The sequence below is a fragment of the Rhodoferax sp. genome (assembly GCF_037143375.1).
Taxonomy (GTDB): Bacteria; Pseudomonadota; Gammaproteobacteria; order Burkholderiales; family Burkholderiaceae_C; genus Rhodoferax.
This window is the reverse complement of record NZ_JBAWYV010000067.1, coordinates 1-17,743: the sequence shown is the minus strand read 5'-3', so window position 1 is coordinate 17,743 and position 17,743 is coordinate 1. Positions and strand designations below refer to the sequence as shown.

Below are 17,743 nucleotides of genomic sequence, written 5' to 3'. Positions count from 1 at the left end.
GAATCGCGCACTCAAGCTGCAGACCGGTGCAGGCGGCCAGCACCGCCGCCTCCGGCAGCCCCGACACCGACAGCAAGCCGGTGTTCAGACCCAATACTGCCGCGTCCATCAGGCTCGCGCGATGGGCTGCCAAAGTCAGCGCCTGTTCGGCAGAAAACACGCCGGCACAGGCAAAAGCCGGCAACTCACCCACGCTATAACCCGCCACCACCGCGGGCCGCTCGGCCAATTGACTTTGCAACGCAGCCCACGCTGCCAGCGAGGTGCCGGTGATCAAGACCTGTGCAAAAGCGTTGTTGCTGCGTCGATCAGCATCGTGCAACTGGGCGCGCCAGTCCAACCCCAGGCGATTGCTCATCCCTCGCAAAATATCTACGGCAGCAGGCTCAGACTCAAGCCAGGGCAACATGGCAGGGTGCTGGCTGGCCTGGCCAGAAAGTAACAGGGCGTAACTCATGACGTCTCTATTAACGCAAGCGACGTCACCCTGGTGCTCGGTGCTGTTGCGACATGGGCGCCATAAGGATTAGCTTGCTGCGCAGGGCTGAGTTCAGTCACCCAGCAGGCGCTGGCCAGCACATCGGCCGCGCCGCCGGGCGACAACCTGCGTTGCACAAAGTTGGCATGAATAGCACGCGCCTGCAGCAGCCAGTCCGCTTGCATGACGCCGCCCATCTTGATAAAGCGGCCGGCGCTTGACTGCACAAAGCGCAAGCCTTCAAGCCCACCCCGGTGAACCACGTTGGTGTCGTCGAGCACTGCCATGGTGGCCATCAGCGCTTGCACACGGGCGGCGCGTGCACTGGCACCCCAAGACAATGCGGCTTGCAAGGCGGGCAGCGTGGTGTCAAACAGGGTCGAAAAGGCCCGCGCCGCTTCGTCGCCCGCACTGCGCAAGCCGTAACGTTGGGCGACCCGCTGACCGTTGGACGTGGGCGCCGCCAGCCGGGTGACCTTGGCACGCTCGGCCAGCGCTTCGCCCCAGGTTGAGAGCAGCACCGCACGCAAATGCAGGGGTGTCAGGGGCAAGCTCTGCGCGTGCAATTGCCCGGCGCTGGCACACAACAATCCCAAGCCGAACACCGCGCCCCGGTGGGTGTTGATGCCCCCGGTGGCGACCAGCATGCGCGCCTCGGCGGTTTTTCCCAAGGACTGCAAAACAGCAAACGAACAGCCTTGGGCACCGGCTTGGGCGATGCGGGGAAAGTAGCCACGCAAGGCAAACAGGCTGCGCAAAAAGGTGCTGCCATCCATATCAAGGTGGCTGCCACAGTCCCGAAACGAGACCAGCCCCGGCTTGGGCTCCAGTGAGATTTCGGCATACAGCGCCCGCACGGCAGCCCGCCCGAGCTGCTGCGAGCGCGCCACGGCAGCGTTGTTGAAAGTTAATCCATTCATGAACACACCAGCCCCGCATTAAGCTGGGCTGCCGGGGTGGTGCCGCCCAACTGGCGTAAATCTGGCAGTGTGGCCAACCGAAGGGTGTGGCGACCCTTCACCAGCACTTGCGACGTTTGCCCCTGCAACAGTTGCTGCAACTCGCGCCAAGCAATGGCCTGACCTTGGGGGAACACAATTTCGCCGTCAATGCGGCAGTGCAGCGAGGTGCTGGCGAGTCGATTGAGCACCTCTGAGGCTTGCGCCAAAGAATCTACATACACGCTCAAATCAAGGTCTGAATCTGCATGCACATAGGCCAAACCCGTCAGCCATTGCCAACCGTGCGAGCCATAAACCTGGGCATGAACACCCAAGGCGGCCAGCGTCTCTGACAACTCAAATGCCGCCGCCCCCCACGGGTGCGACTGCGCCACGGGCAACAGCGCCGGAAAATTGCCATGCGCCGTGACGTGATCCAGATTCACGGTCAAAGCCAGCCGCCGACGCGACCATTGTTGTGGTGCGGGCAAGCCCACACACAACTGATCGGGTGGCGTCTCCGGGCGTTGTCGACACACCACCAAGGGCAGCCGATGAGCCCGCCAATGCGCCAGAATCTGTTGTGCCTGCTCGTCCCAATGGCGTGTCTCAATCTGAGACCATGCCACTTGGTCAAGCCACACCAGATGGTTGCGCGTCAGGGTGTCCATGTTGATTGAAAAAATCGGGTCTCAGGCCGTGACCACCCGCTCTGCCACAGTGGCCGCCAACTTGCGGCCCCCGCGTGCGGCGCCATCGAGCGCACGTTCGTCCTGGGTCGATTCGTCTGCCAAAGCACCCAGCAATTGCGCTTGCAAGTCCCCACGCCACAGCGCACGAATACCGCCCATGGCAACAAAATTCTCCACACCGGGCGCAAACACCGGGTTTGTTTTGGACAACTCCGCCAGTCGCGCCTCGTCGATCTTGGTGACGCGCGCCATCGCAGGCAAGCGCATGACGCGAATCTCGGCTTCCGGCAAGGCGTAACAGGCATCGGCGATCAGCCCGGAGGTGATAAAACCACCCGACAGCGCCTGGTCATAGACCAGGCCAATCACACTGTGCTTGTGCCGGCGCGCCAACTCAATGCAGCAACCCAGATGCGCCATGTAGCGGTTGATGCCCAGCAATTCGTCACGGTGACGCAGCCGCTGGCCCTGGGTGTCGACCAGCAAAACAATAGGTCGTTCGGGATGCTCGCGCACCACAGCCAACACCGCTCCCGCCTGGGCCAGCGCCAGCTCAACCCCGATGGCGGCATGGTGGGTGGTACCCACCACCGCAACCGTGCGACCCTTGACCTGCGCGGTGCCACTGAGCAGTTCGCCGGTGCAGGTGACGTGGTGATCAGCGTCAAAAAGAGCGTCGAGTAAAGGTTCCCAATTCATGCCAACTCCTCGGCGGTCAATGTCTTCAAGGCGTGCATGCCAGAGGCTTCCAGGTCGGCCACGATCGACGGATCAGGCACCCCGGCCATCTGCCAGATATCAAGCGCATCGCGGCAGTCGCCGAAGCGTGCCAGCCGATCCGTCAGCAGTGCGTGTTCGGCCTCCATCGCGGCCAGACTCAAGGACACAGACTGGCCCAGCAAGCCAATCGCCGCATCACGAAAAGCCGCCACATCGTCTTCCACCAATTGACCGCAGTCACCGATCAGGTAGCGGTGTTTGCCGCCGGTGGTGCGCCAGACCAACGCCCGGTCGCGGGAGTCATATTCTTCGACCCCGTGCGAGGATTCGATCACTTCGGGGCCGGACATGGCGAGACGCCCCACGTCGCTCATCACCACATGGTCGGCGCAACGGGCGATCAGGCCCATGCCGCCAAAGCAGCCGTTGGCACCGCCAATGAGCATGATCACCGCAATGCCTTGGGCGCGAGCTTCCAGCAAGGCGCGCATCACTTCGGACACTGCAATCAAACCGGCATTGGCCTCGTGCAGGCGCACGCCGCCCGACTCGGCCAGTACGATGACCGCCGCAGGTTTGACTTGCAAGGCGCGCTTGAACAGGCCCACCAGCTTGGCACCGTGCACCTCGCCGACACCGCCGCCCATGAATTCGCCTTCTTGCGCAGCAATCAGCACCGGTTGACCGGCCAGGCTGCCGCTGCCAATGACGACACCATCGTCAAAAGAATACGGCACACCCAACAGCGCCAGGTGCGGGCTGACGACCCGCTCGCCCGGGCCCAGAATTTCGTGAAACGACCCGGCATCCAGCAAATGAGCCACCCGCTCACGGGCGGTAGATTCTGCAAAGCTGTAGTTCATGGTTTAGCCTTTTTTGTGACTGGCAATGCGGCAGCAGCCTGATCCAAACGCAGGCTCACCACCGCCGGCGTGGCGCCCATGTCGTTGATGGAAATGGCAATGCCGGCCAGGCCGTGACGCTCCTGAAAGTCCTGCATCACAGCGGCCCAGATCGGTGAAAAACCCTGTGCCGACGTGATGACGTCCACACGGCATTGAGCGCTGTCGGCCAGCGGCTCGATCATCACTTCGAGGTTGCCAGAGCCCACCACCCCCACCAGGATCGGGGTGAAGGCGGGAGGCGTTTTATGCCCGGTCAATTGAAATTGAAGTTGTTCCATTTATTTCACCAATTACGGAAACGCTTGGGCGGGTTGTACAAACCACCGGAGGCACGCACCAGGTCGCGCATGGTGCGGGCGGCCAGCAGGCTGCGCGTGGCATCGCGCTTGTCAATGCCGATGTCTTCGGCGCGCTGGATGACGCCCCGATCACGCAGGTTTTCGACCATGCGTTTGTCGCGTGCCAAACCGACCGGTGTGTAGCCCGCGACGCCGCGAATGGCCTGCTCGCGCTCCTCGTCGCCCCGGCACAGCAGCAGGTTGGCAATGCCTTCTTCGGTCAGGATGTGGGTGACATCGTCACCGTAAATCATCACCGGCGGAATCTCCATTTTGGCCTGCTCGGCCAATTCCCAGGCGTCGAGTTTTTCAACAAAGGCGGGTTGCATGTGCTCGCGGAAGGTCTCCACAATTTGCACCACCAGCTTTTGCCCGCGCGGCATGGCGTGAACGCCGGTGCGACCCTCGCGGGCTTGTGCGCCCGCCTTCAACCAGGCCGGTGTGGCGTGGCGACGTCCGCGCGCATCAGCGCCCATGTTGGGTGCGCCACCAAAGCCCGCAATGCGACCGAGCGTGGCGGTGGAACTGTGACCATTCAGGTCGATTTGCAGCGTGGAGCCAATGAACATGTCGCAGGCGTAATGACCCGCCGCCTGGCACATCGCCCGGTTGCTGCGCATGCTGCCGTCGGCGCCGGTAAAGAACACGTCTGAGCGCTCTTTGATGTAGTTTTCCATGCCCAACTCTGAGCCAAAGGAATGCACTGACTCGACCCAACCGGCCTCAATCGCCGGGATCAGCGCCGGGTGCGGATTGAGCGCCCAATGCTTGCAAATCTTGCCTTTCAAACCCAGTGATTCGGCGTAGGTCGGCAACAGCAATTCAATGGCGGCAGTATCAAAACCAATGCCGTGGTTCAAGCGCTGCACACCGTATTCGCCATAAATTCCCTTGATGGCCATCATGGCCATCAGCACCTGAATCTCGGATATTTGCGCCGGGTCGCGGGTGAACAACGGCTCAATCAAATTAGGCCTGGGCGCGAGGATGACAAAGTCCACCCAGTCGCTCGGAATATCAACGCGTGGCACGCGGTCCACCAACTCGTTGACCTGAACAATCACGATGCCACTCTTGAAGGCGGTAGCTTCCACAATCGCCGGGGTGTCTTCGGTGTTGGCACCGGTGTAGAGGTTGCCCTGCGCATCCGCCGACTGAGCGCAGACCAGCGACACCTTGGGCGTCAGGTCCACAAAGTAGCGGGCAAAAAGTTCCAGGTAGGTGTGGATGGCACCAATCTGAATCTGCCCGGCAGCAACCATTTTGGCCAGCCGGGCGCTTTGCGGGCCCGAGAACGAAAAATCGAGCTTGGAGGCAATGCCGTTCTCGAACAAATCCAGGTGCTCGGGCAAGGCCAGCACCGACTGCACCATGTGCAGGTCATGCACCTGCGCTGGGTTCAGCTGAGTCAAAGCACGCGCCAAAAAGTCGGCTTGTTTCTGGTTGTTGCCCTCCAGGCAAACCCGGTCACCGGGTTCCAGAATGGCGGTCAGCAACTTCTGTGTGTCGTCTGGCGCCACCTGCTTGCCACGCAAGCCATGGCCCAGCGCCGCCGCCGCGCGGGCCAGGCGACGCAAGCGGCTTTGCGCTTGCTGGTTCCAGCGTCCGTCAGGAGCATTCATGCTATTTCACTCCCATGACCAGATTGGGCAACTGGGTCGCAATACCAGGGAACAGGCACAGCAAAAACACAGCAACAAACATCAAACCCAAGAAAGGCATCACGCCCCAAATCACGTCCTTCAAAGGAATATCAGGCGCCACGTTCTTGATGACGAAAATATTCAAGCCCACTGGGGGATGAATCAAGCCCATTTCCATCACGATGGTCATCACCACGCCAAACCAGATCAAATCAAAACCAGCTGCTTTGAGCGGTGGCAGGATGATGGGCGCGGTCATCAGGATGATGGAAACCGGCGGCAAAAAGAAGCCCAGCACGATGACCATCAGCAAGATGACGCACAGCAGAATCCACTTGGACAAGGCCATGCCGACAATCCATTGCGCGGCGCCCTGGCTGATGTGCAGGTGGCTCATCACGTAGCTGTACAAGAGCGACATACCGATGATGAGCATCAGCATGGTGGATTCTTTCAGCGTGGAGGTCAGGATCGGCGCCACATCTTTCGGACGCCACAGACCATAAACAACCGCCACTAATCCGAGCGCCATCAAGCCGCCCAAACCGGCGGTTTCCGACGGTGTGGCGAAGCCGCCATAGAGCGCAATCATCACGCCAATCAGCAGCACCACAAAGGGCAGCACGCGCGGCAGCATTTCTACTTTTTTGGCCAGCGTGAAGTGTTCTTTTTCCAGGTATGCCGACTTGACGCCGCCTTTTTCATAAATCTCAAGTGCCAGGGCGTATTCCTTGCGTGCGCGCACCACCGCGTAACCCGCAAACAAACCGACCAGCAACAAGCCGGGGCCAATACCGGCCAGGAACAAGCGTCCCAACGATTGCTCTGCCGCCACCGCGTACAAAATCATCACGATCGACGGCGGCAGCAGAATGCCCAGCGTACCGCCGGAGGCAATGATGCCGGCCGCAAAACCCGGCGAATAACCGCGCTTACGCATCTCGGGAATACCGGCCGAACCAATGGCCGAGCAGGTAGCTGGCGATGACCCCGCCATCGCTGCAAACAAGGCGCAGGCAAACACATTGGCAATACCCAAACCGCCCGGCACCTTGTGCAACCAGGCATGAATCGCGGAATACAAATCTTGGCCAGCGCGAGATTTTCCAATCGCTGCGCCCTTCATGATGAACAAGGGAATGGACAGCAAGGTGATGGAGGCCATCTCTTCATAGACGTTTTGCGTCACGGTATCCAGCGATGAGGCGGGCATGAAAAAATACATGAACGTGACCGCGACGGAGCCGAGTGCAAACGCAATCGGCATGCCGGAAAACATCACCAACAAAGTTGCACCGCCATAAAGCAGGCCAATGGCTAACTCACTCATTTATTGCCTCCTTTAACTTCACCGCCGGAGAGCCCGATTGCGGATTGCAAAAATAGCTGCATGGCCAGCATGCTCATGCCCACCGCCATCATTCCGTAAGGAATCCACAAGGGCGGCGCAAAGCTGCTGGAGGTGGTTTGCCCCTCGGACCAGGCCTCATGAAACAGCGTCCACGACTTCCAGGAAAAGAAACTGCAGAACAGCGTGGAGGCAATATCCACCGCGATCAAGCGCACCCGGTTGACGCGAGCAGGAAGAATGGAAGCCAGCGCTTCAATACCCACATGGCCACGCAAGGATTGAACATAAGCGGTGCACATGAAGGTGGCCCCGACCAACATGAACACGGCGGCCTCGTCCTGCCAGTCGGTCGCCACCTTGAGAAAGTAGCGAGTCACCACCGAATAGGTGAGCACGCACGAGGTCAGTACCAGCGCCAGCATGGACAAGGCGAGCACGATCCGGTTAACCCAGTTCAACAACCGGGCCAACACCGCGAGCGCTGAGTTTTTGGGCATCAGCGTGCCGGGGGCGGCACTGGGTTCAAATTCAAACCCGTGACTCACAGAGTTTTCTCCGCCAGGGCCAACAATTTGGCGCAGCCCTCATTTTTGGAACCGTAGTCTTTCCAGGCCGTTTTGCGGGCGATATCTTGCCATTTCTTGATGGTTGCGGGTGACAGGTCCACCACCTTGGCACCGGCCTTTTGGTAGATGGCGGCGACATCGATGTCGTCTTTCTTGGCGGCTTCCATGGCGAACTTTTCCATCTCGGCGCCAACCGCCATGATGGCATCGCGCTGATCCTTGGGCAGCTTGTCAAAGATCGCCTTGCTCATCATCAGCGGCTCGAACATGAACCAGTAGGCCCCCGTGCGTCCGGTGGTCAGGGACTTGGCCACTTCTTCAAGGCGGAACGATATAAATGACGTCGAAGACGTCATGGCGGCATCCATGGCGCCAGTCTGCATGGCAGAGTAGATTTCGTTCGAAGGCAAAGTCACTACCGCGGCACCAGCCTCCTTGAGAATCATGTCAACTTCACGCGAACCACCGCGGATTTTCATACCCTTGGCATCTTCGGGCTCCACCACCGGCTTGCCACGCGAGGCCACACCACCGGCCTGCCAGATCCAGCTGATCAGCACAATGCCTTTTTCGAGCAGCACGCGGTTCAATTCAGCACCGACCGGTTTGTTTTTCCAGCCATAGGCTTGTTCGTAGGACACCACCAAGCCTGGCATCAGACCAATGTTGACCTCGGGGATTTCACCGCCAGCGTAGGACAAGGGAATCAGCGCCATGTCCAGCGCGCCTTTGCGCATGGAGGAGAACTGGGCATTGGTCTTCATCAGCGAAGAGCCGGGGTAGATCTCAAATTTCAGGGCGCCTTTGGTGCGTTTTTCAACTTCGACGGCAAAGAGGCGGACCAATCGGTCACGAAAATCGCCATCTTTCAGTGTTCCGCCAGGGAATTGATGCGAGATTTTGAGGGTGGCACTCTGGGCCCAGGCGGAGGTGAATGACAGGGAGGCAAGGGGCAGGCCGCCGATGGCCTGAATGAGGTGGCGTCTTTTCATGGCGTGTCTCCTGAAATGGTGGCTTAAAGAAAGATCAGTACCTTGCAATCTGCAATGTATACATTAATGTAGTTCTTGAATATATTGAGTACATTAGTGAATACCCTAGTTAAATATTAAGAATTTATTAAATAGAGTAGTGCGAGAATGAAGTTATGAAAATTTCTGAACAACTGTGTGAAAAGATTGAAGAAAAAATCGCTACCGGGGAGCTTTCGCCCGGTAGCGCGCTGGATGAAGCCACGCTCATAGAGCAGTACGGTGTGTCGCGCACACCGGTGCGTGAGGCGATGATTCAGTTGGCAGCCCAAGGTCTGATTGAAATCCGGCCACGGCGCGGCGCCGTGGTCACCAGCATTGGCCCGGCGCGGTTGATTGAGATGTTTGAGGTGATGGGCGAACTCGAATCCCTGTGTGGCCGCCTGGCCGCCCGGCGCATGAAAGACAGCGAGCGAGATGCGTTGGTGGCGGCCCATGAGGCCTGCGAAAAAGCTCGCGCCGAGCAAGACTCGGACTCCTATTTTTATTGCAATGAACGCTTTCACGCGGCGATCTATGCGGGTAGCCACAACAGTTTTTTAAGTGAGCAAGCGATGCAACTGCACCGCCGCCTGCGCCCCTACCGGCGCTTGCAATTGCGGGTGCGAAACCGCATGGGCACCTCATTCAAGGAGCATGAAGCAATTGTTGGCGCCATCCTGGCGGGCGACGCCGAGGCCACTGCACTGGCCCTGCGCGAGCATGTGGTGGTGCAAGGCGAACGCTTTGGCGACCTGCTCGCCTCGCTGGCCGATATGGCTATGACGGCTGCAGCCTGAACACAACGACACATGAAAACATTACGACTAAAAACCTTTGAGGACGTCCGCCAAGCCCTGCTGGCGAAGCATGAAATTGCGCTGATCGACGTCCGCCATGAAGCCGAGTTTGCCCAAGCCCACCCGCTCTTTGCGGCCAACCTCGCGCTGGAACACATTGAGTTTGACGCCCGGCGTCGCATCCCGCGCTTGGCGACGCCCATCGTGGTGTATGACCAGGGCGAAGGACGGGCCACGCGTGCGGCTCATCAGTTGCTGCAAATGGGCTACACCGATGTCGCGCTGCTGGACGGCGGTCTGGACGGCTGGCGCAACGCAGGCGGCGAGATTTTTATCGACGTTAACGTGCCAAGCAAGGCCTTTGGCGAGTTGGTGGAATCGGTGCGCCATACGCCATCTTTGTCGGCCGAAGAAGTCAAGGCACAGCTGGACGCCCAGGCCAAAATGGTGGTACTGGATGCCCGGCGCTTTGATGAATACCAGACCATGAGTATTCCGACCGGCATCAGCGTGCCGGGGGCCGAATTGGTGCTGCGGGCGCGTGCCTTGGCCCCTGACCCTGAGACGCTCATCATCGTCAACTGCGCCGGTCGCACGCGCAGCATCATGGGAACGCAGTCGCTGGTGAATGCCGGCATACCCAACCCGGTGGCGGCTTTGCGCAACGGCACCATCGGCTGGAAGCTGGCCGGTCTGGCGCTGGACCAGGGCGCCAGTCGCCGCTTTGCCGTGGTGTCGGTGGCCCAGCGCCGCGAGGCCGCGCAAGCAGCCCGAACGGTGGCTGACCGCGCCGGGGTGAAGCGTGCCGACCACAACCAGTTGTCACTTTTTAGCGCTGAAACGGGGCGCACCACTTACCGGTTTGACGTTCGCACGCCGGAGGAATTTGTTGCCGGGCATTTGCCAGGTTTCTCAAGCGCTCCCGGTGGGCAGTTGGTGCAGGAAACCGATGTGTCCATGCCAGTGCGTGGTGCCCGCGTAGTGCTGGCCGACCATGACGGCGTGCGTGCCAACATGACCGCCTCCTGGCTGGCCCAAATGGGGTGGGAGGTTTCGGTGCTGGAGGAAATCAGTGCGGACGATAGGGTCCAAATGTGTTCGACTGAAGGCGCCACCAGCCCCAGCGAAACTCGCCCAGCCGTGCCGCGCACCAACCGGTATGTTCGTCCCTACGAAGGCACTGACAACCCGCATGAAGCCATGCAAGCCTACCTGGATTGGGAATATGGTCTGGTCGATCAATTGGCCCGCGATGGCACCCACGGCTTCAAGGTTTTGTAACTCAAACCGGCAAAGCAATCGTAAAAGTAGTCACACCGTCCATGGACGTGACTGAAATCGTACCGCCATGCGCCACAACAATGGAACGGGTGATGGCCAGGCCCAAGCCACTGCCTTCACTGGAACGCTGTCGTGCCGGGTCAACCCGGTAGAAACGGTCAAAAATCCGCGCCAGATTTTCTGAAGAAATAGCCTCGCCGGTGTTTTCGAGTCGGATCAAAACCGCCTCAGGGGTGGACTGGATACGCAGGTAAATGACGCTGTTTTCACTCGAATGCCGCACCGCGTTGGACAGCAGATTGCCTAACGCCCGGCGCAACATGAGCCGGTCGGCGTTCACCGGGGCATAGCCTTCGAGCCGCAATTGCACCCCTTTTTCATCGGCCACGGCGTCGTAATAGTCAAACAGCGCCAGCGCCTCGGTCGCCAACTGCAGCGTTTCGCGGTGCGGTACCACCAGCCCGTTGTCGGCTTTGGCCAGCAGCAACATGTCCGAAATCATTCGGGCCATATGCTCGCACTCTTCAGCGTTGGATTCCAGAATCGTGCGGTATTCCTCAGCGCTGCGTGAGCGCGACAAGGCCACCTGGGTTTGCGTCATCAGGTTGCTCACCGGCGTGCGCAACTCATGCGCGATGTCGGACGAAAAGTCCGAGAGCCGCAAAAAAGCCTCCTCCAGCCGGGCCAGCATGTCGTTCAACGACTGCGCGAGTTCGGCCAGTTCAACCGGCACCGAATCCACAGGCAAACGATGGCTCAAGCGCTGGGCCGTGACCGCTTGAGTTTGATCGCGCATGGCCCGCAAGGGCGCCAAGCCGCGCCGCGCCACCGCCCAACCCAAGACCCCCGTCAGCACGGCCGCTCCGGCGACAAACAACCACAGCGTCTGCAAAAACGACGCCATGAACGCCTGATGGTGCGCAATGTCGGTTGCCACCGCCACCGTCACCTTTGAATCTGCTCGCAGACCGGTGGGCAGCTCAGCAGCAATACCGCGGTAGGTTAGGGCGCCCAGCTTCCAGAGCGCTGGATGAGTCGGGCCCTTTGCTGCGCTGGCCAGCACCAGATCAAGCGGAAAACCGGCGTTGGCCGTGGCAAACATCACCTCGTGCTGCGGGCTCAAAACCAGCACCTCCAGCCCGTGGTGCCCCACCAGCGAGTTGTCCATCGAGTGATGCAGGTGCGCCAACTCGTCAATGGATTTCAGTTGTGCCAGCGTGTTGCGGGTCAGGTCCATCTTGCCCGTCAGCACGGCCATGTCCTGTTCTTCAAAGTGTTTTTCAACCGAGGAAGCAATGACCAGTCCAAGCGCCAGCAGCACCAGCGAGGAGGCAATAACGAACAGCAGCGTGAGCCGCCGGGTGATGGAGCTTCGGCTGTTCAGTCGCAAGAAGGATTCTCCAGCACATAGCCCATGCCGCGCACGGTGCGAATCAGCTTGGGCTCAAAGTTATCGTCCAGTTTGGCGCGCAGGCGGCGCATGGCGACCTCAATCACGTTGGTGTCACTGTCGAAATTCATGTCCCACACTTGCGAGGCAATCAACGAGCGCGGCAGCACTTCGCCCTGGCGGCGCAGCAGCAACTCCAGCAGGGCAAATTCCTTGGCGGTCAGGTCGATGCGCTTGCCAGCGCGGATGACACGGCGACGCATCAGGTCCAGCTCCAGGTCCGCCACCCGAAGAAACTCGGCCGCCGACGCTTTGCTGCCCCGGCGCAACAGGGTGCGCACCCGCGCCAGCAGCTCGGAGAAAGCAAAGGGTTTGACCAGGTAGTCATCGGCGCCCAGTTCCAGCCCCTTCACGCGGTCATCCACATGGTCGCGTGCGGTCAGAAACAACACCGGCATGTCTTTGCCGGCGCGGCGAATGCCGGCCAACACGCCCCAGCCATCCAGCCCGGGCAGCATCACATCCAGAATCGCCAGGTCGTAGGCTTCGCTCAGCGCGTGGTGCAGGCCGTCGGTGCCGTCGCGCACCAGGTCTACGGTGAAGCCGGCTTCGGTCAGGCCTTGCTTCAGGTAGTCCCCGGTCTTGGGCTCGTCTTCAACGATCAGTAGTTTCATGTGGTTCATTTTCTACTGCAACAGAAGCTTCATCGCCTGGATTACAAAAATGTAATCTGGCAGTCATTTTGGCGTCGGGTCCTGACCCGCACACTGCAGCGCATCATCCTGACGAATGGCACTCCATGAACAACTTCCTTGCATCCACACTGATCGCGCTCACGATGACGGGTTTGTCCGTCACGGGCACCGCACAAACCGTCACAGCGGGCCATGAAAACCACGCGGCCACGCACGCGAGCGGGGCCATCAAGTCGCCTTTAACAGAAGGGCTGGTCAAAAAGATCGACAAATCGACCGCCCGAGTCACCTTGGCGCATGGTCCGCTGCCCGACGGCATGCCCGCCATGACCATGGCGTACCACGTCAAAGAGGCCACCTGGCTCGACAAAATGAAGCCCGGTCAGAAGATTCTCTTTGCGGCGGAATCCGTCTCAGGCGTGATGACTTTGGTGCGCTTCGAGTTGCCCAAGTAAGGCGACGGGAGCCGCTGCATGAAACCCCTTCCGAGGACCTCCGTCCTATCGCTCGCCCTGCTGGCCAGCCTTGGGGCCTCTACGGCGCAGGCGCAGGAAACCGAGGTGGGCGCCAATGTTCAGGGTCTTTTGATGCTGGCCAAAGAACGCAACCCCGACTACGCCAGCATGCGCTTTGAGGCGCAGGCCGCCACCGAGCGTGTGGCATCGGCAGGCGCCTTGCCCGACCCCAAGCTCCGCACGGAACTGATGGACATCACCAAGATGGGTGAGCAGAACCCGACGCTTTGGCCGGCTGATGTCGGCAGCACCCGCTACACATTGATGCAGGACGTTCCCTGGTTTGGCAAAAGGGACTTGAAGCGCGACATTGCGCAATGGGAAGCCCGAGGCAGCCAGGGCAAAGCCGAGGGCACCTGGAATGAACTGGCCGCAAAAATCAAGACCGTTCAGGCCCAGCGGCATTACCTGCGCGGCAGTGAAAAGCTGACGCAAGAAATCCTTGATTTGATGCAGCGCCTGGAGAAAATTTCGCAGTCCCGCTACGCCGGCGGTCTGGCGGCGCAGCAAGATGTCATCCGCGCCCAGATTGAGCAGACCACCATGCGCAATGAACTGGTCGCGCTGGAGAGCGAACGCACGCAGGCTGATGTGCGGATGAACACCTTGTTGGCACGCCCGGTGACCGCCCTGCTGGCGGCACCCGAATACCTGCGACCTGTTCCGCCTCTGGCTCAACTGAACTACGCCCAACTGGAGGAGAGCGCCCGCGCTCGCAACCCGCAGTTGTTCACGGAAGAAGCGCGAACCCATGCAGCCGAGAAAAACCGGGACTTGACCTACAAGAACCGCTATCCCGATTTCACGCTCAGCGTGACGCCCACGCAGTACCAAAGCGCCGTCAAGGAATGGTCGTTGATGGTGGAGATCAATATCCCCTTGCAGCAATCGTCAAGGCGTGCGCAGGAACGTGAATCCGAAGCCATGCTCACAGCGGCTCAGCGGCGCAAAGAGGCCACCACCCACCAGCTTCTGTCAGAACTGGCCGAGAACCTGGCCGCGATCAAGGCCGCGCAACGCAGCGCTGAACTGGCCAGCGGCAGCCTGCTCCCACAAGCTGAACTGACCTTTAATGCTGCCCTGGCGGGCTACGAGAACGGCAAGGTCGACTTCGCCACACTACTTGACGCCCAGCGACAAATTCGCCAGGCCAGACAACTCCAGATCAAGGCCCAGTTAGAAGCGCAAACGCGTCTGGCCGAGATCGAAAAACTCATTGGGGAAGACCTATGAAACAGGGCGCAGGAATTGCCTTAGGCGTTATTGCCGTGTTACTCGCTACGGGCACAGGCTACTGGTTCGGCCACAGAGGCAGCGCACCAACCAATCAAAGCAGTGCAGCAGCACCGACAGAAGTCGCCAAAAAATTACTCTACTACCGCAACCCGATGGGGCTGGCGGACACTTCGCCGACGCCGAAGAAAGACCCGATGGGCATGGACTACATCGCGGTTTATGCGGGGGGTGCCGACGAGGCCCCTGCGGCGTCCAATCAGATCAAGATCAGCACCGACAAGGTTCAAAAACTGGGCGTGCGGACCGAAGCGGCCCAATGGCGCAGCCTGGACCGCGCCGTGCGCGCCGCGGGTCGCATTGAGCCGGATGAGCGCCGGCTGTTCACCATCGCCTCCAAGTTCGAAGGCTATGTGGAACGCCTGCATGTGAACGTCACCGGCCAACCCGTGAGCAAGGGCCAGCCCCTGTTTGAGGTGTACAGCCCGGAACTGGTGTCTGCCCAGCGCGAATATACGATTGCGGCGCAAGGCGTGGAGGCGCTCAAGGCGGCCAGCAGTGAGACGCAAACGTCCATGAAGCAACTGGCCGATTCCAGCCTGCAACGCCTGCGCAACTGGGACATTTCAGACGAGCAAATCAAGGCCTTGACGGCCTCCGGCGCGACGCAACGCACCTTGACATTCCGCTCTCCCGCGACGGGCATCGTGATGGAGAAAAAAGCGGTGCAAGGCATGCGTTTCATGCCCGGCGAGATGCTTTACCAGATCGCGGATTTATCGGCGGTCTGGGTGATTGCCGACGTCTTCGAGCAGGACATAGGACTTGTGAAATCGGGCACCCCCGCGAAGGTGTCGATCAACGCCTACCCGGACCAGGTTTTTACCGGGACCGTGACCTACATCTACCCGACGCTCAAGGCCGAGACCCGCACGGTGCCCGTCCGGGTCGAACTCGCCAACGCAGGCCAGCGCCTCAAACCCGGCATGTTTGCGCAGGTAGACATCGCAGTCGGCGCCAAAGCCAAAGTGATCACCATCCCCCTGTCGGCTGTGATCGACAGTGGCACGCGCCAGCTAGTTTTGATTCAGCAAGGCGAAGGGCGATTCGAACCGCGTGAGGTCAAACTGGGGAGCCGAAGTGACACCTATGTTGAAGTCCGTGACGGCGTGAAGGACGGTGACTTGGTGGTGGTTGCTGCCAATTTCCTGATCGACGCCGAGAGCAATCTAAAAGCGGCCATCGGCGGCTTCGGTGACACCAACCCGCCCAAAGCGGCCGGTCACCAGGCACAAGGAACCGTGGATGAGGTGGACGTTAAAGCGGGCACCCTCAGCCTGAGCCATGGCCCGGTGGCAAGCCTGAAGTGGCCCGCCATGACGATGGAGTTCAAGGTGGCCAACGCCTCGCTACTCAAAGACCTGAAGCCAGGCGCGAAGATTGACGTCGAGTTTGTCGAGCGACAGCCGGGCGAATGGGTCATCACCCGCGTCAAGCCGTTGAGCGCCAGCGCCCCGACGGTTCATTGACCGCCAGACCCCATGCTGTCCAACATCATTGAATGGTCTGGCAGGAACCGGTTTCTGGTCCTGCTCGCCACCCTGTTCATCGTTTTAGGGGGCATCTTTGCGCTGCTGCGCACCCCGATCGACGCGTTGCCCGACCTCTCGGACGTGCAGGTCATTGTCTACACCGAGTACCCGGGCCAAGCACCCCAGGTGGTGGAAGACCAGGTGACCTACCCTCTGACCACAGCCATGCTGTCGGTGCCCAAATCCAAGGTGGTGCGTGGCTTTTCTTTCTTTGGCGCGTCCTTTGTTTACATCATCTTTGAAGATGGCACTGACATTTACTGGGCCCGCTCACGGGTGCTGGAGTACCTCAACTTTGCGTCGGGGCGCATGCCCAAAGGCATCACGCCACAGATCGGGCCCGATGCCACCGGCGTCGGCTGGGTTTATCAATACGCACTGCTGGCCAAAGACAAAACACTGGCCGAACTGCGCTCGATTCAGGATTGGTATGTGCGCTACCAGTTGACCAAGGCCCACGGCGTGGCCGAGGTGGCCTCGGTGGGTGGCTTTGTGCAGACTTACCAGGTGACGGTTGACCCGGTCAAACTGCGCGCCTACAACATCCCGCTGATGAAGGTGGCGCAGGTCATTCGCGACTCGAACCGCGATGTTGGCGGACGCGCCGTGGAGATGGCCGAGACCGAGTACATGGTGCGCGGCAAGGGCTATTTGCGTGGCAAAAGCGACATCGAAATGCTGGTACTCAAAAGCGACAAAGGCACACCGGTGCTGATTCGTGACGTGGCACGCGTTGAGCTCACGCCTGACGAGCGGCGCGGGCTCACGGAACTCAACGGCGAAGGCGAAGTGGTGTCAGGCATTGCGATGGCACGCTATGGCCAGAACGCCCTGGAAGTGATCTCCAACCTGAAGGCCAAAATTGCAGAAATCGGGCCGGGCTTGCCGGCCGGCGTGACGGTGCAAACGGTGTACGACCGTTCCGAGCTGATCAACCGGGCGATAGATACCTTGAAGCGAACGCTGCTTGAAGAGTCGCTCATCGTCGCTTTGGTGTGCATGGTTTTCCTGTTGCACATGCGCAGCGCGCTGGTCGCCATCCTGATGTTGCCGGTCGGTATCCTGATCTCGTTCATTGCCATGCGTTTGCTGGGCATGAGTTCCAACCTGATGAGTCTGGGCGGCATTGCCATCGCCATTGGCGCCATGATTGACGCCGCCATCGTCATGATCGAAAACGCCCACAAACACCTGGAGCGCCTGCCCGAAGGTCACACCCACCAAGACCGCTTTGACGCCATGCTGGCGGCCTGCAAAGAGGTGGGCCCGGCGCTGTTTTTCTCGCTGCTGATCATCACGGTCTCGTTCCTGCCGGTCTTTAGTCTGGAAGGCCAGGAAGGGCGACTGTTCTCGCCGCTGGCCTACACCAAGACGTTTTCAATGGCGGGTGCTGCGCTGCTGTCCATCACCCTGGTGCCGGTGCTGATGCTGTTGTTCATTCGCGGCAAGATCATGCCGGAAGCGAAGAACCCGGTGAATCGTTTCCTGATCTGGGTGTACCGCCCGATCATTGCCGGCGTGATGCACTGGAAAAAACTGACGATTGCGGTGGCGCTGGGGGTGCTGGGGGTCTCGTTCTACCCGGCCTCTCAA

The 17,743-nt window shown here is 60.0% G+C and carries 17 protein-coding genes and 1 pseudogene; 6 read left to right on the top strand and 12 right to left on the bottom strand.

Going from position 1 to position 17,743, the window contains the following annotated elements; genetic code table 11:
* The 10 genes and pseudogenes from WCG50_RS11390 to dctP all read right to left on the bottom strand — a co-directional run.
* A pseudogene (locus WCG50_RS11390) lies at window positions 1–457 on the bottom strand (ACP S-malonyltransferase); the annotation flags it as partial.
* Window positions 454–1,398: a triphosphoribosyl-dephospho-CoA synthase MdcB gene (mdcB, locus tag WCG50_RS11385; RefSeq protein ID WP_336899720.1), complete on the bottom strand. Its 945-nt coding sequence runs from the start codon at window positions 1,396–1,398 to the stop codon at window positions 454–456. The gene mdcB and the pseudogene WCG50_RS11390, both read right to left, overlap by 4 nt.
* Window positions 1,395–2,090: a malonate decarboxylase holo-[acyl-carrier-protein] synthase gene (gene mdcG, locus WCG50_RS11380; protein ID WP_336899719.1), complete on the bottom strand. Its 696-nt coding sequence runs from the start codon at window positions 2,088–2,090 to the stop codon at window positions 1,395–1,397. Before mdcG ends, mdcB begins: the two co-directional genes overlap by 4 nt.
* Before the next feature lie 21 nt (window positions 2,091–2,111).
* Window positions 2,112–2,810, bottom strand: coding sequence for a biotin-independent malonate decarboxylase subunit gamma (gene mdcE / locus WCG50_RS11375; protein WP_336899718.1), 699 nt, complete (start codon window positions 2,808–2,810; stop codon window positions 2,112–2,114).
* Window positions 2,807–3,694 carry a biotin-independent malonate decarboxylase subunit beta gene (locus tag WCG50_RS11370; RefSeq protein ID WP_336899717.1) on the bottom strand — a complete coding sequence of 296 codons (888 nt, stop codon included), beginning with the start codon at window positions 3,692–3,694 and terminating at the stop codon, window positions 2,807–2,809. The genes mdcE and WCG50_RS11370 overlap by 4 nt, the downstream gene beginning before the upstream one ends.
* Window positions 3,691–4,014, bottom strand: a complete 324-nt coding sequence (mdcC, locus tag WCG50_RS11365) for a malonate decarboxylase acyl carrier protein (RefSeq protein ID WP_336899716.1) — start codon at window positions 4,012–4,014, stop codon at window positions 3,691–3,693. Before mdcC ends, WCG50_RS11370 begins: the two co-directional genes overlap by 4 nt.
* Before the next feature lie 5 nt (window positions 4,015–4,019).
* On the bottom strand, window positions 4,020–5,696 hold the full coding sequence (gene mdcA / locus WCG50_RS11360) for a malonate decarboxylase subunit alpha (RefSeq protein ID WP_336899715.1): 1,677 nt from the start codon (window positions 5,694–5,696) through the stop codon (window positions 4,020–4,022).
* Window position 5,697: 1 nt separating this feature from the next.
* A complete protein-coding gene (locus WCG50_RS11355; RefSeq protein WP_336899714.1) occupies window positions 5,698–7,047 on the bottom strand; it encodes a TRAP transporter large permease in 1,350 nt (449 codons plus the stop codon).
* On the bottom strand, window positions 7,044–7,613 hold the full coding sequence (locus WCG50_RS11350; RefSeq protein WP_336899713.1) for a TRAP transporter small permease: 570 nt from the start codon (window positions 7,611–7,613) through the stop codon (window positions 7,044–7,046). The genes WCG50_RS11355 and WCG50_RS11350 overlap by 4 nt, the downstream gene beginning before the upstream one ends.
* Window positions 7,610–8,626 carry a TRAP transporter substrate-binding protein DctP gene (gene dctP, locus WCG50_RS11345; protein ID WP_336899712.1) on the bottom strand — a complete coding sequence of 339 codons (1,017 nt, stop codon included), beginning with the start codon at window positions 8,624–8,626 and terminating at the stop codon, window positions 7,610–7,612. Before dctP ends, WCG50_RS11350 begins: the two co-directional genes overlap by 4 nt.
* Window positions 8,627–8,781: 155 nt before the next feature.
* Between dctP and WCG50_RS11340 the strand changes: the two genes are divergently transcribed.
* Both WCG50_RS11340 and WCG50_RS11335 read left to right on the top strand, forming a co-directional pair.
* Window positions 8,782–9,444: a GntR family transcriptional regulator gene (locus tag WCG50_RS11340; protein WP_336899711.1), complete on the top strand. Its 663-nt coding sequence runs from the start codon at window positions 8,782–8,784 to the stop codon at window positions 9,442–9,444.
* Between the two features lie 12 nt (window positions 9,445–9,456).
* Complete coding sequence (locus WCG50_RS11335) at window positions 9,457–10,725, top strand: rhodanese-like domain-containing protein (RefSeq protein ID WP_336899710.1); 1,269 nt, start codon at window positions 9,457–9,459, stop codon at window positions 10,723–10,725.
* Between the two features lies 1 nt (window position 10,726).
* On the opposite strand, the gene WCG50_RS11330 is transcribed toward WCG50_RS11335, so the two are convergent.
* The gene (locus WCG50_RS11330; protein WP_336899709.1) at window positions 10,727–12,115 is read right to left on the bottom strand and encodes a heavy metal sensor histidine kinase; all 1,389 of its coding nucleotides are present in this window, start codon (window positions 12,113–12,115) and stop codon (window positions 10,727–10,729) included.
* Complete coding sequence (locus tag WCG50_RS11325) at window positions 12,106–12,789, bottom strand: heavy metal response regulator transcription factor (protein WP_336899708.1); 684 nt, start codon at window positions 12,787–12,789, stop codon at window positions 12,106–12,108. Before WCG50_RS11325 ends, WCG50_RS11330 begins: the two co-directional genes overlap by 10 nt.
* A 125-nt stretch (window positions 12,790–12,914) precedes the next feature.
* On the opposite strand from WCG50_RS11325, the gene WCG50_RS11320 reads away from it, so the two are divergent.
* From WCG50_RS11320 to WCG50_RS11305, 4 genes are all read left to right on the top strand, one after another.
* Window positions 12,915–13,265 (top strand): copper-binding protein, encoded by a 351-nt coding sequence (locus WCG50_RS11320; protein WP_336899707.1) that lies wholly within the window; start codon window positions 12,915–12,917, stop codon window positions 13,263–13,265.
* Between the two features lie 18 nt (window positions 13,266–13,283).
* Window positions 13,284–14,558, top strand: coding sequence for a TolC family protein (locus WCG50_RS11315; protein WP_336899706.1), 1,275 nt, complete (start codon window positions 13,284–13,286; stop codon window positions 14,556–14,558).
* Window positions 14,555–16,087: an efflux RND transporter periplasmic adaptor subunit gene (locus tag WCG50_RS11310; protein ID WP_336899705.1), complete on the top strand. Its 1,533-nt coding sequence runs from the start codon at window positions 14,555–14,557 to the stop codon at window positions 16,085–16,087. The genes WCG50_RS11315 and WCG50_RS11310 overlap by 4 nt, the downstream gene beginning before the upstream one ends.
* Window positions 16,088–16,099: 12 nt before the next feature.
* Window positions 16,100–17,743 (top strand): efflux RND transporter permease subunit (locus WCG50_RS11305; RefSeq protein ID WP_336899704.1); only part of this gene is annotated, 1,644 nt, incomplete at its 3' end.

Excerpts from the sequence above, each read along its gene's own strand:
- WCG50_RS11315 (WP_336899706.1), top strand. The coding sequence starts at position 13,284 with ATGAAACCCCTTCCGAGGACCTCCGTCCTATCGCTCGCCCTGCTGGCC.
- WCG50_RS11355 (WP_336899714.1), bottom strand. The coding sequence starts at position 7,047 with ATGAGTGAGTTAGCCATTGGCCTGCTTTATGGCGGTGCAACTTTGTTG.
- WCG50_RS11335 (WP_336899710.1), top strand. The coding sequence starts at position 9,457 with ATGAAAACATTACGACTAAAAACCTTTGAGGACGTCCGCCAAGCCCTG.
- dctP (WP_336899712.1), bottom strand. The coding sequence starts at position 8,626 with ATGAAAAGACGCCACCTCATTCAGGCCATCGGCGGCCTGCCCCTTGCC.
- mdcB (WP_336899720.1), bottom strand. The coding sequence starts at position 1,398 with ATGAATGGATTAACTTTCAACAACGCTGCCGTGGCGCGCTCGCAGCAG.
- WCG50_RS11370 (WP_336899717.1), bottom strand. The coding sequence starts at position 3,694 with ATGAACTACAGCTTTGCAGAATCTACCGCCCGTGAGCGGGTGGCTCAT.
- WCG50_RS11320 (WP_336899707.1), top strand. The coding sequence starts at position 12,915 with ATGAACAACTTCCTTGCATCCACACTGATCGCGCTCACGATGACGGGT.
- WCG50_RS11340 (WP_336899711.1), top strand. The coding sequence starts at position 8,782 with ATGAAAATTTCTGAACAACTGTGTGAAAAGATTGAAGAAAAAATCGCT.
- mdcA (WP_336899715.1), bottom strand. The coding sequence starts at position 5,696 with ATGAATGCTCCTGACGGACGCTGGAACCAGCAAGCGCAAAGCCGCTTG.
- WCG50_RS11325 (WP_336899708.1), bottom strand. The coding sequence starts at position 12,789 with ATGAAACTACTGATCGTTGAAGACGAGCCCAAGACCGGGGACTACCTG.
- WCG50_RS11310 (WP_336899705.1), top strand. The coding sequence starts at position 14,555 with ATGAAACAGGGCGCAGGAATTGCCTTAGGCGTTATTGCCGTGTTACTC.
- mdcC (WP_336899716.1), bottom strand. The coding sequence starts at position 4,014 with ATGGAACAACTTCAATTTCAATTGACCGGGCATAAAACGCCTCCCGCC.
- mdcG (WP_336899719.1), bottom strand. The coding sequence starts at position 2,090 with ATGGACACCCTGACGCGCAACCATCTGGTGTGGCTTGACCAAGTGGCA.
- mdcE (WP_336899718.1), bottom strand. The coding sequence starts at position 2,810 with ATGAATTGGGAACCTTTACTCGACGCTCTTTTTGACGCTGATCACCAC.